Annotated in this window: 10 protein-coding genes and 1 pseudogene; all 11 read left to right on the top strand. The window is 39.0% G+C overall.

Translation table 11 applies throughout. From position 1 onward, the window contains the following. Positions 1-13: 13 nt before the first annotated feature. The 11 genes and pseudogenes from rseP (at position 14) to truB (ending at position 12363) form a co-directional block, all read left to right on the top strand. The gene (gene rseP, locus BMSHG_RS01980; RefSeq protein ID WP_019152752.1) at positions 14-1276 is read left to right on the top strand and encodes an RIP metalloprotease RseP; all 1263 of its coding nucleotides are present in this window, start codon (positions 14-16) and stop codon (positions 1274-1276) included. 167 nt (positions 1277-1443) lie between these two features. Then, positions 1444-1616, top strand: a pseudogene (locus BMSHG_RS29430) (PolC-type DNA polymerase III N-terminal domain-containing protein); the annotation flags it as partial. Next, positions 1593-5762 (top strand): PolC-type DNA polymerase III, encoded by a 4170-nt coding sequence (locus BMSHG_RS25615; RefSeq protein ID WP_392397242.1) that lies wholly within the window; start codon positions 1593-1595, stop codon positions 5760-5762. The pseudogene BMSHG_RS29430 and the gene BMSHG_RS25615, both read left to right, overlap by 24 nt. Before the next feature lie 353 nt (positions 5763-6115). Continuing rightward, positions 6116-6586, top strand: a complete 471-nt coding sequence (rimP, locus tag BMSHG_RS01970) for a ribosome maturation factor RimP (RefSeq protein WP_019152751.1) — start codon at positions 6116-6118, stop codon at positions 6584-6586. 68 nt (positions 6587-6654) lie between these two features. Beyond that, positions 6655-7794 (top strand): transcription termination factor NusA, encoded by a 1140-nt coding sequence (nusA, locus tag BMSHG_RS01965; protein ID WP_019152750.1) that lies wholly within the window; start codon positions 6655-6657, stop codon positions 7792-7794. Positions 7795-7811: 17 nt separating this feature from the next. Then, entirely contained in the window at positions 7812-8093 is a 282-nt protein-coding gene (gene rnpM / locus BMSHG_RS01960) for an RNase P modulator RnpM (RefSeq protein ID WP_019152749.1), read from the top strand. After that, positions 8093-8395 carry a YlxQ family RNA-binding protein gene (locus BMSHG_RS01955; protein ID WP_019152748.1) on the top strand — a complete coding sequence of 101 codons (303 nt, stop codon included), beginning with the start codon at positions 8093-8095 and terminating at the stop codon, positions 8393-8395. The genes rnpM and BMSHG_RS01955 overlap by 1 nt, the downstream gene beginning before the upstream one ends. A gap of 19 nt (positions 8396-8414) precedes the next feature. Then, positions 8415-10598 carry a translation initiation factor IF-2 gene (infB, locus tag BMSHG_RS01950; RefSeq protein ID WP_019152747.1) on the top strand — a complete coding sequence of 728 codons (2184 nt, stop codon included), beginning with the start codon at positions 8415-8417 and terminating at the stop codon, positions 10596-10598. Beyond that, positions 10598-10879: a DUF503 domain-containing protein gene (locus BMSHG_RS01945; protein ID WP_019152746.1), complete on the top strand. Its 282-nt coding sequence runs from the start codon at positions 10598-10600 to the stop codon at positions 10877-10879. The genes infB and BMSHG_RS01945 overlap by 1 nt, the downstream gene beginning before the upstream one ends. Positions 10880-10985: 106 nt before the next feature. Beyond that, positions 10986-11351, top strand: coding sequence for a 30S ribosome-binding factor RbfA (gene rbfA / locus BMSHG_RS01940; RefSeq protein WP_019152745.1), 366 nt, complete (start codon positions 10986-10988; stop codon positions 11349-11351). A gap of 100 nt (positions 11352-11451) precedes the next feature. Continuing rightward, positions 11452-12363, top strand: coding sequence for a tRNA pseudouridine(55) synthase TruB (truB, locus tag BMSHG_RS01935; RefSeq protein ID WP_019152744.1), 912 nt, complete (start codon positions 11452-11454; stop codon positions 12361-12363). The last annotated feature ends 41 nt before the right edge of the window (positions 12364-12404 follow it).

The raw sequence follows: 12404 nt of genomic DNA, 5'->3' as shown, positions 1-12404 counted from the left end.
AGGTGGTTATATTTTGAGTACAGTTATAGCCTTTATTATTATTTTCGGGGCGCTAGTATTTTTTCATGAATTAGGACATTTAATCTTTGCAAAAAGGGCAGGAATTCTCTGTCGTGAGTTTGCGATTGGGATGGGACCAAAGCTCCTTTCATTTACAAAGAATGATACGGTATACACGATTCGTCTTCTGCCTATTGGTGGTTATGTGCGCATGGCTGGCGAAGACCCTGAAATGGTGGAAATTAAGCCAGGATACCGTGTCGGTCTATTATTTGATAAAAATGATGAAGTATCTAAAATTGTACTTAATAATAAGGAAAAATACCCTGATATTCGTGTGATTGAGGTAGAGTATGCTGATGTTGAGCATGACTTAATCATAAAGGGATACGAAGAAGGCGATGATGAGAGCTTACAAACTTTCCGAATAAGCCGGAAAGCAAACTTCGTTGAAAACGGCAAAGAAACATTAATCGCACCATTCGATCGTCAATTTGCATCGAAAACATTAGGACAAAGAACAATGGCCATTTTTGCAGGTCCAATGATGAACTTTGTGTTAGCCTTTGTCGTCTTTGTTATTATTGCGTTAATCCAAGGGATGCCCACACATGAACCGATGCTTGGAAAGTTGACTCCAGATGGCGCCGCTTTAGAAGCGGGGCTTAAAGAAGGAGACATTGTTCATTCCGTAGATGGTGCCGAAATTTCCACATGGGAAGATGTGGTGGAAATTATCCAGAACAACCCTGAGAAAGAATTGGATTTCGTCTTGGAAAGAGATGGGCAGGATATGACAATACCTGTTACCCCAAAAGTACAAGAAGTTGAAGACGGAAAAACGATAGGAATTATTGGCGTTTACAGTCCGATGGAGAAATCCCCGCTTAAATCAATTACGTACGGAGCGAAAGAAGTTTTCGTTTGGACAAAGGAAATTTTCTCGATGCTCGGTAAGCTAATAACGGGTCAATTTTCAATCGATGCCTTATCAGGACCTGTTGGAATTTACGTTTCAACGGATACAGTAGCAAAATCAGGTGTGCTCTATTTAATGAAATGGGCTGGAGTATTAAGCATTAACTTAGGAATTATGAACCTTCTTCCAATTCCTGCATTAGACGGCGGTAGATTAATGTTTTTTGCTGTCGAAGGATTAAGAGGAAAACCGGTAGACCGACAAAAAGAAGGAATGGTCCACTTTATCGGTTTCGCCCTACTAATGCTCCTCATGCTCGTTGTTACCTGGAATGATATACAGAGGTTTTTCTTATAAAAATGAAAATGGCTATCCTCTAAGAGGTAGCCATTTTCTTTATAATGTAACTTTTAGTTAGACAATTGTTCATTTATTTTTAAGAGGTACAACACTGTCTTTATGTTATAATGATGTTCGTATAGATTTTGCTAGATAGATTTTGTAAGAGAGAGGAGAGAGAGTGGATGAGCAGTGCCTCAGATAAAAGAGAAGCATTCCAACACTTGCTCCAACAATTGCAATTAACGGATGATCAAATCGTTACACATTTTGAACATGCCGAAATTGAAAAAGTGATTGTTGAAAGACAAGAAAAAAATGGCATTTTCATTTCATATTTGAAAATATCTTACCATACAACGTATATTATAAATTTACCTCTCAGCTAGAGAAATCATTCTCCCATATTGCTTCTGTATATCATTCCATCAAAGTTCGAAATGAGCAAATATCAGAGCAGTCAATCATTGAATACTGGAATTCTAGTATTCGCCAATTGGAAGGAATGGCTCCTCCATTGCTGAAATTATTGAACGAACAAACACCAAATGTTGTCGGAAATAAATTACTCATTAAAGTAAACAACGATCTAGAAGGATTAACCATAAAGAAAAAATATACCGAAATCATTCAGGGGGCATATCAACAGCTGGGATTCCCTGTCCTTACGATAGACACAGAAATAAATGAACAAACATCAAACGAACAGTATGAACAATTTTTAGAGGCAAAGAAAAAAGAGGACCAAGAGCGTGGGTTACAAGCTCTTATGGAAATGGAAAAACAAGAAGCGGAAAAAGAAGCTGGAGTTGAACTTCCATCAGGTCCATTAACGATCGGTTTAACGATTAAAGATGATGCGGATTTCCGAAAGTTAATTGATATTGTTGATGAAGAACGAAGAATTGCCATAGAAGGATTTATCTTTGCAGCAGAAACAAGAGAATTACGCAGTGGTCGTACGTTATTGACATTTAAAGTGACAGATTATACGAGCTCTATTATGGTCAAAATGTTTTCTCGTGATAAAGAAGATGCGGCCCTTTTTGAACGTGTACAAAAAGGAATGTGGGCCAAAGTGCGAGGAAGCATTCAAAACGATACCTTTGTTCGTGATTTAGTAATGATTGGAAATGACATTAACGAAATCAAACCTGTTGAAAGAAAGGATACAGCAAAAGAAGGAGAAAAAAGGGTAGAACTTCATCTTCACACGCCTATGAGCCAAATGGATGCGGTAAGTTCAGTTAGCAGTTTAGTGTCTCAAGCAAAAAAATGGGGCCATAAAGCAATTGCCATTACCGATCATGCCGGTGCTCAATCCTTCCCAGAAGCCTATAATGCAGGTAAAAAAAATGATATTAAAATTCTTTACGGGGTTGAAGCTAATCTTGTTGATGACGGAGTACCAATTGCTTATAATGACGCTCATCGCCTTCTATCTGAAGACACATATGTCGTCTTTGACGTTGAAACAACGGGCTTGTCAGCAGTCTATGATACGATCATTGAGCTTGCAGCTGTAAAAATTAAGGATGGAGATATTATCGATCGCTTTGAAGCCTTTGCGAATCCTCATCATCCATTGTCTGCGACAACGATCAATTTAACAGGAATTACAGATGATATGGTGAAGGATGCTCCTGAAGTCGTGGAAGTTTTACGAGATTTCCATAAATGGGCGGATGATGCAGTACTTGTCGCACATAATGCATCATTTGATATGGGTTTCCTAAACGTTGGTTATAAAAAAAGCGGTTTAGATAAAGCGCAAAATCCTGTAATTGATACGTTAGAATTAGCCCGTTTTCTCTATCCAGAGATGAAAAATCACCGCTTAAATACGTTGGCAAAGAAATTCAATGTTGAATTAACTCAGCACCATCGTGCTATCTATGACGCTGAAGCAACAGGTTATTTGCTTTTAACGATGCTTAAAGAAGCACTTGAAAAAGGAATTACGTATCATGATGAGTTAAATAACAATATGGGGAAGGGAAATGCGTATCAAAGGGCACGTCCTTATCACTGTACTCTTTTAGCACAAACAGAAGCGGGCTTGAAAAACCTTTTCAAGATCATTTCAATCGCCCATATTGAGTATTTTTATCGTGTACCACGTATTCCTCGCTCTGTACTTCAGAAGTACCGTGAGGGTATTCTAGTAGGCTCTGGTTGTGATAAAGGGGAAGTATTCGAAGGGATGATGCAAAAAGCCCCTGAAGAAGTAGAAGAAACAGCCCGTTTTTATGACTATATTGAAGTTCATCCGAAGGAAGTATATGCTCATTTGCTTGAGTTAGAGCTTGTCCAAGATGAGAACAAATTAGAAGATATTATCCAGAATCTAGTGAATCTAGGTGAAAAGTTAGAAATCCCAGTCGTCGCAACAGGGAATGTTCATTATTTAAATCCGAATGACAAAATTTATCGAAAAATACTGGTGAACTCTCAAGGTGGAGCGAATCCTTTAAACAGACATCAGCTTCCAGATGTCCATTTTAGAACGACAAATGAAATGCTTGACGCATTCTCCTTTTTAGGAAAAGAAAAAGCAAAAGAGCTTGTCGTCACCAATTCGAATAAAATAGCGGACATGATCGACGTCATTAAGCCAATTAAAGATGACTTATATACACCGAAAATTGATGGAGCAGATGAAGAGATTCGTTCGATGAGCTATCAACGTGCAAAAGACATTTATGGAGAAGAGCTCCCTGAAATTGTTGAAGCACGATTGGAAAAGGAATTAAAAAGTATCATCGGTCACGGATTCGCAGTGATCTATTTGATTTCTCATAAGCTTGTAAAAAAATCACTTGATGATGGCTATTTAGTAGGTTCCCGTGGTTCAGTCGGGTCATCATTGGTTGCAACCATGACTGAAATTACGGAAGTAAATCCATTGCCGCCACATTATGTATGTCCAAGTTGTAAGCATTCTGAGTTTTTTAATGATGGTTCAGTCGGTTCAGGATTCGACTTACCTGATAAAGATTGCCCACATTGTGGTGAAAAGTATGTGAAAGACGGACATGATATTCCGTTCGAAACATTCCTTGGCTTTAAAGGGGACAAGGTACCTGATATCGATTTGAACTTCTCAGGTGAATATCAACCACAGGCCCATAATTATACGAAAGTCCTATTCGGTGAAGAGTATGTCTATCGTGCAGGGACTATTGGTACAGTTGCTGATAAAACAGCATTTGGGTATGTGAAAGCCTATCAGCAAGATAATAATCTCCAGCTCCGTGGGGCGGAAATTGAAAGACTAGCAACCGGTTGTACTGGGGTTAAAAGGACGACTGGTCAGCATCCAGGGGGAATCATTGTTGTTCCAGATTATATGGACATTTATGATTTCACGCCGATCCAGTTTCCAGCTGATGACCGAAACTCTGAATGGAAGACGACGCATTTTGACTTCCACTCGATTCATGATAATGTGTTAAAGCTTGATATTCTCGGACACGATGATCCGACGGTCATTCGGATGCTCCAAGATTTAAGTGGCATTGATCCGAAGACCATTCCAACAGATGACAAAGAGGTTATGAAGATCTTTAGTGGACCCGAAGCTCTTGGTGTCACAGAAGAACAAATTATGTGTAAAACAGGGACACTGGGAATTCCTGAATTCGGAACTCGCTTTGTTCGTCAAATGCTAGAAGATACGAAACCGACTACTTTCTCTGAACTTGTGCAAATCTCTGGCTTATCCCATGGAACAGATGTGTGGCTTGGAAATGCTCAAGAGTTAATTCATAATAATATTTGCACGCTAAGTGAAGTAATCGGTTGTCGTGACGATATTATGGTCTACTTGATTTATCAAGGATTAGAGCCATCCTTTGCATTTAAAATCATGGAATCTGTTCGTAAAGGAAAAGGACTAACAGATGAAATGGAAGAAGAAATGCGCAGGAACGAGGTTCCGGAATGGTATATTGATTCTTGTAAGAAGATCAAGTATATGTTCCCGAAGGCCCATGCTGCTGCCTATGTGTTGATGGCCGTACGTATTGCTTATTTTAAGGTTCATCATCCATTATATTATTACGCCGCATATTTTACGGTGAGAGCAGAAGATTTCGACATTGATGCCATGGTAAAAGGCTCTCAAGCGATTCGTACAAAAATTGAAGAAATCAATGCAAAAGGTTTAGAAGCATCGACAAAAGAGAAAAATCTGTTGACAGTTTTGGAGCTGGCATTGGAAATGAATGAACGAGGCTTTACCTTCAATAAGGTTGATTTATATCGTTCAAGTGCATCTGAATTTATCATTGATGGAAATTCATTAATTCCACCTTTTAATTCAATTCCTGGGCTAGGAACGAATGCCGCCATTAATATTGTAAAGGCCCGCGAAGATGGAGAGTTTTTATCCAAAGAAGACCTGCAGCAGCGAGGCAAGGTTTCTAAGACGATTATGGAGTATTTGGATAATCACGGGTGCTTAACAGGTATGCCTGATCAAAATCAGCTGTCCTTGTTCTAATAAACGAAGAAAATTATTTGAACAAAACTCTGATTTGTCAAGTGAAATGAACACTATTGTTTGCATAAAAATATTGGTTATGGTATAGTTTTATTGGAAATACTATCGATAACTCTCGTTTACAAGAGTGGGGCTCCCCCGCTCTTTCTTGTTTGTTTAGGTATAAAAAATATGCCGCTTGCAGGAAGTAAAGTGTATTCCAAAAAAGTATAGCGGACTAGAAGAACTGGATTTATCTTAACGTCTTTCTACATAGCAAAGGAAGTTTAACATTACTAGGTGAGTTGATTTAACCATATATAAAAGGATGAATTTGCTTCTAGTTTAGGACAGATAGAGTTAGGAGGGAATATATGAGTAAGGTAATTGAAGTGGTTGAAGACATTGTTAGTCCCATTTTAGATGACCTCAATCTTGAATTAGTTGATATTGAATATGTAAAGGAAGGGAAAGATTGGTTCCTTCGCGTTTTCATTGATAAAGACGGTGGCGTTGATATAGAGGAATGTGGACTAGTGAGCGAAAGGCTTAGCGAAAAACTAGACGAAATTGATCCGATTCCTTACAACTATTTCCTAGAGGTTTCATCTCCAGGGGCAGAACGACCACTCAAAAAGGAAAAGGATTATGAGCGAGCGATCGGTCATAATGTCTTTGTGAAAACATACGAGCCGATTGATGGTGAGAAAACCTTTGAAGGGAAGTTAATAGACTATTCTAGTGATAAGCTTTCGTTAGAAATAACGATTAAGACTAGAAAGAAACAAGTCGAAATTCCTAAGGATAAAATTGCAAATGCAAGGTTAGCTGTTACTTTTTCTTAAGTTGACTACTTTCATTTTTTTTAAAATGAATTCATTAATTGTTAGAGTTTAAAGGGGGATATAATCAAATGAGCAGTGAATTGCTAGATGCTCTTGACTTGCTGGAAAAAGAAAAAGGGATTTCAAGAGAGGTAATAATTGAAGCAATTGAAGCGGCGTTAGTATCAGCATATCGTCGAAACTTTAATCAGGCTCAAAATGTGCGCATCGATTTAAATTTAGGTGCTGGAACAATGAAAGTTTTTGCAAGAAAAGATGTGGTTGAGGAAGTTTTTGATCCCCGTCTTGAAATTTCAGTAGAAGATGCAAGAAGAATCAATCCTAATTACCAAATTGAAGACGTGGTGGAACTTGAGGTGACACCAAAAGACTTCGGTCGAATTGCTGCCCAAACGGCTAAGCAGGTTGTTACGCAAAGGGTAAGAGAAGCAGAACGTGGAATTATCTATTCTGAGTTCATTGACCGTGAAGAAGATATTATGACCGGGATTGTGCAACGTGTAGATTCAAAGTTTATTTATGTAAGCTTAGGGAAAATAGAAGCGATCTTACCTGCGAATGAACAAATGCCAAATGAAAGATATCGTCCGCATGATCGCATTAAAGTATTTATTACAAAAGTAGAAAAGACGACTAAAGGACCCCAAATTTATGTATCAAGAACACATCCTGGCTTACTAAAGCGCCTTTTCGAAATTGAAGTTCCTGAAATCTACGATGGAACGGTTGAAATTAAGTCGGTTTCAAGGGAAGCAGGAGATCGTTCGAAAATTTCTGTTCACTCTGAAAACCCTGAAGTTGATCCCGTTGGCTCATGTGTAGGACCAAAAGGTTCTCGAGTACAAGCGGTTGTCAATGAACTAAAAGGGGAAAAAATCGATATCGTAAAATGGTCCAATGATCCAGTAGTGTTTGTGGCTAATGCTTTAAGTCCTTCGAAGGTGCTTGATGTGATCGTCAATGAAGAGGAGAAAGCGACAACAGTCGTTGTTCCAGACTATCAGCTTTCACTTGCGATTGGTAAAAGAGGACAAAATGCTCGTCTAGCTGCAAAGCTAACAGGTTGGAAAATTGATATAAAGTCTGAAACAGATGCGAGAGAAGCGGGGATTTTCCCACGTGAAGAAGGGATTCTCACATTTGATGATGAAGATGAGCAAGAACTTGATTCAGATTTAAGTTTAAGTTTTGAGGATTCACGTGAGTAAAAAGAGGTGAAAGATGGATGAACAATAGAAAAAAAGTTCCTTTGCGAAAATGTGTGGCGACTGGTGAAATGAGGCCGAAAAAAGAACTTGTTCGCATCGTCCGCTCTAAAGAGGGAGAAGTTTCCATCGATTTAACAGGAAAGAAAAATGGTCGGGGAGCTTACCTTTCAAAAGATAAGGAAGCCATTCTTTTAGCCAAAAAGAAAAACACATTGAAAAATCATTTAGAAGTAGAGATAAATGATTCTATTTATGATGAACTGCTTGAGTTAGTAGAGAAGGAGAAACGACTATCCTAATGAAACCAAATCAATGGATGTCATTGCTAGGCCTAGCCAATCGAGCGCGGAAAATCATTTCAGGGGAAGAGCTTGTCGTTAAGGAAATAAGAAGTGGCAAGGCAAAGCTTGTGTTACTCTCTGCGGATGCATCCGCCAATACCGCGAAAAAAGTGACGGATAAATGCAAATCCTTTTCAATTCCATATAAAATCGTTGAGAACCGTAATGTACTCGGTCAATCAATTGGAAAGGAAGCCCGCGTAGTTGTGGCTGTTTTAGATGCAGGGTTTGCCAATAAGCTGAAACAAGTGCTCGATTAATACTTGCGGGGGTGAAAATATGAGTAAAATACGAGTTTACGAATATGCAAAAAAGCATAATATTTCAAGTAAAGACGTTATCACTAAACTAAAAGAAATGAATATAGAGGTTTCCAATCATATGACAACAATTGAAGGGGATACAATCCAGAAGCTTGATCGTCTTTACAATAAAGAGGAAAAACAGCCTCAACCAGAAAAGGTGCAACCAAAAACAAATGCACCAAAGCAAAAAGCTACAGCAGTTGCTGAGGATGACGATCGGAATGCTGGAACAGCTCGTGTGAAGGCAAAAACTACACCAAAAGCACAATCAAAAGATAATAAAGGCTTCAAGAACAATAATAATAGTAATCAAGGCAATCATAAGAATAAAAATAAGAATCAAAAGAACAAAGGGAAAAATCAACCTCAAGTTCAAGCACAGCCGCAGAAAAAGAAAGAGAAGGAACTGCCAGCAAAAATTACTTTTAGTGAATCATTAACCGTTGCTGAGCTTGCGAAGAAACTACATCGTGAGCCTTCTGAAATCATTAAAAAGTTATTCTTACTTGGCGTCATGGCTACGATTAACCAAGACCTCGATAAAGATGCGATTGAATTGATTGCCTCTGAGTACGGTGTTGAGGTTGAAGAAGAAGTGAAAATTGATGCAACCGATTTAGAAGTGTACTTCACGGAAGATGATCCTGCTGAACAAGTGGAGCGCCCTTCTGTTGTAACGATTATGGGACACGTTGACCACGGGAAGACGACCCTTCTTGATTCAATCCGTCATACAAAAGTGACAGCAGGTGAAGCAGGTGGGATTACCCAACATATTGGTGCTTATCAAGTTGAAGAGAATGGGAAAAAGATCACATTCTTAGATACACCTGGTCATGCCGCTTTCACAACGATGCGTGCGCGTGGTGCAAAGATTACGGATATTACCATCTTAGTTGTTGCTGCAGATGATGGGGTAATGCCACAAACAGTTGAAGCGATTAACCACGCAAAGGCTGCCGAGGTTCCGATCATTGTTGCGGTGAACAAAATTGATAAAGAAGCAGCAAACCCTGATCGTGTTATGCAGGAGTTAACAGAGCATGGACTAATCCCTGAAGCATGGGGTGGGGACACAATTTTCGTTCCACTTTCTGCATTAACTGGTGAAGGCATTGACTCACTATTAGAAATGATTCTTCTTGTTGGTGAAGTTGAGGAATATAAAGCGAATCCTAACCGAAAAGCAATTGGAACCGTCATTGAAGCGCAGTTAGATAAAGGTCGTGGCTCAGTTGCAACTTTACTCGTTCAAGACGGAACATTAAGAGTGGGCGATCCAATTGTCGTTGGAAATACATTTGGTCGTGTTCGTGCGATGGTCAATGATTTAGGCCGCCGTGTTAAAGAAGCTGGTCCATCAACTCCAGTCGAAATTACGGGCTTAAATGATGTTCCTCAAGCTGGTGACCGTTTCGTTGTTTTCGAAGACGAAAAAACAGCGCGTCAAGTTGGAGAGGCTCGTGCTACTCAAGCGATCCAAGCGCAAAGAAGTGAGAAGACACGCATTAGCTTAGATAATCTTTTTGATCACTTAAAGCAAGGTGAAATGAAAGAGCTCAACATTATTGTTAAAGCAGACGTACAAGGTTCTGTAGAAGCTGTAGCAGCAGCTTTCCGAAAGTTAGATGTTGAAGGTGTAAATGTAAAAATCATTCATACAGGCGTAGGGGCAATTAATGAGTCAGATATTACACTTGCCGCTGCTTCAAACGCAATTGTGATTGGTTTTAACGTTCGTCCTGATAATAATGCTAAGCGTGCGGCTGAGTCTGAAGAGGTGGACATTCGTCTTCATAGAATTATTTATAAAGCGATTGAAGAAATTGAAGCAGCGATGAAAGGGATGCTTGATCCAGAATTCCAAGAGAAAATTATCGGTCAGGCAGAAGTTCGTCAAACATTCAAGGTTTCAAAAGTTGGAACGATTGCAGGTTCTTATGTGACAGATGGTAAGATCACTCGTCATAGTGGCGTTCGTCTCATTCGTGATGGCATCGTCATCTTCGAAGGTGAAGTCGATGCGTTAAGAAGATTTAAAGATGATGTGAAAGAAGTGGCTCAAGGCTATGAGTGCGGAATCACGATTAAAAACTTTAATGATGTAAAAGAAGGAGACGTCATTGAAGCATATATTATGGAAGAAGTGGAACGTTAATGATAGTAGGTCTTGCAGTTTGTGAATGCATCATTTATGATGCTCATTCACTGAAGGAGAAGAGAGCCGTTTTGCAAAGAGTACTTGTAAGGCTAAAGCAAAAGTTTAATTTGTCTGCATCTGAAGTTGAATTTCAAGATGTGTGGCAACGAACGAAAATTGCTCTGGTTGTCGTGACCTCTTCTCAAGTTTCAACTGAAATGGAACTGCAAAACGCTTTAAAATTTATCGATTCCTTTCCAGAAATTGAAAGAACGATTACGAATATTGAATGGCTTTAGGCCAATATAGATTGTTTTTAGCGTTTTTGTGCATGCGTTTCTTCAACAAATTATTTGGAGGAACGCATGAAAAAACGCACTTTTTTATAAGATAGAGGTGACTAGAATGAGCCTTAGATCGAATCGTGTTGGAGAACAGATGAAAAAGGAACTCGGTGAGATTATCGGACGGAAAATCAAAGATCCACGTATTGGCTTTGTGACTGTTACAGATGTCCAGGTTACTGGAGACCTCCAACAAGCAAAGGTATTCATTTCCGTACTTGGAGATGATGAACAAAAAGAAAATACATTAAAAGGTCTGGCAAAGGCAAAAGGATTTATCCGTTCAGAGATTGGTAAAAGAATTCGCTTAAGAAAAACGCCTGAAATCATTTTCGAATTTGATGAGTCGATTGATTACGGTAATCGAATTGATTCCTTGATTTATAAGCTTCAAGCAGAAAGTCAAGAAAAGGATCAAGAAGAATAGGATACTTTTGCATAAATAAATGGAAAACTTTTAAAAATGGTGGAGGGATAGACGGGGATGTCTATCCCTTTTCTAATGAATCAAACACGGAGGTTGAGGAATGGAAGGAATATTGCCGCTATATAAACCGAAAGGACTGACATCCCATGATTGTGTCTTTCGCTTGCGAAAAATTTTGCGAATGAAACGAATTGGACATACTGGAACATTAGATCCAGAGGTGGATGGAGTTTTACCGATTTGTTTAGGGCGCGCAACAAAGGTTGCTGAGTACATAACAGATGCAGGAAAAACGTATGTAGGAGAAGTGACGATTGGTTTTTCTACAACGACAGAAGATGCCGGTGGAGAAATTGTAGAGGAAAACTTAGATAGGAAATCTTATTCTAGAGATGACATTCTTACTGTCCTCGCTGAGCTATCAGGTGAAATTACACAAACTCCCCCTATGTTTTCAGCAGTTAAAGTCAATGGAAAGAGATTATATGAGTATGCGAGGCAAGGATTGGAAGTAGAACGACCTTCAAGAAAGGTGACGATTTATTCAATCGAACTTCTTGATGACAGAGAGCAATTCGAGGGAGATGTCATTCGCTTTCGCTTTCAAGTTTCATGTAGCAAAGGCACATATATTCGAACTCTTGCGGTCATGATTGGTGAAAAACTGGGGTACCCAGCACATATGTCACAGTTAACTCGGATTCAATCAGCAAGCTTTTCTCTAGCAGATTGTCTAACTTTTTCAGAAGTGGAAGAATTAGTGGAGAAAGGCAGCATTGATGAGGTATTAAGACCAATTGAAACGGCATTATATTATTTGCCGAAATATCAAATAAATGATAAATTAGGTGAGAAAGTAAAAAATGGTGCTGTCCTTCCCATTCCAGCAACCTTTCTAAATGAGAAAGGGCCAATTGTAGTGGAAGATGGAGATGGATCAGCATTGGCTATTTATGAGGCGCACCCTCAAAAAGAAGGCTTAATGAAGCCAAAGAAAGTTTTAAAAATATAGCTGATGCGAGAATTTTTCTGTTGATAAGAAATAGGTGGGAA

The sequence above is a fragment of the Robertmurraya massiliosenegalensis JC6 genome, from assembly GCF_000311725.1.
Taxonomy (GTDB): domain Bacteria; phylum Bacillota; class Bacilli; order Bacillales; family Cytobacillaceae; genus Robertmurraya; species Robertmurraya massiliosenegalensis.
This window is presented reverse-complemented; position numbering and strand designations above follow the sequence as displayed.

Bases quoted from the DNA above. Each gene is read 5' to 3' on its own strand.
- rimP (WP_019152751.1), top strand. From the start codon at position 6,116: ATGAGTAAGGTAATTGAAGTGGTTGAAGACATTGTTAGTCCCATTTTA.
- nusA (WP_019152750.1), top strand. From the start codon at position 6,655: ATGAGCAGTGAATTGCTAGATGCTCTTGACTTGCTGGAAAAAGAAAAA.
- rnpM (WP_019152749.1), top strand. From the start codon at position 7,812: ATGAACAATAGAAAAAAAGTTCCTTTGCGAAAATGTGTGGCGACTGGT.
- BMSHG_RS01955 (WP_019152748.1), top strand. From the start codon at position 8,093: ATGAAACCAAATCAATGGATGTCATTGCTAGGCCTAGCCAATCGAGCG.
- infB (WP_019152747.1), top strand. From the start codon at position 8,415: ATGAGTAAAATACGAGTTTACGAATATGCAAAAAAGCATAATATTTCA.
- BMSHG_RS01945 (WP_019152746.1), top strand. From the start codon at position 10,598: ATGATAGTAGGTCTTGCAGTTTGTGAATGCATCATTTATGATGCTCAT.
- rbfA (WP_019152745.1), top strand. From the start codon at position 10,986: ATGAGCCTTAGATCGAATCGTGTTGGAGAACAGATGAAAAAGGAACTC.
- truB (WP_019152744.1), top strand. From the start codon at position 11,452: ATGGAAGGAATATTGCCGCTATATAAACCGAAAGGACTGACATCCCAT.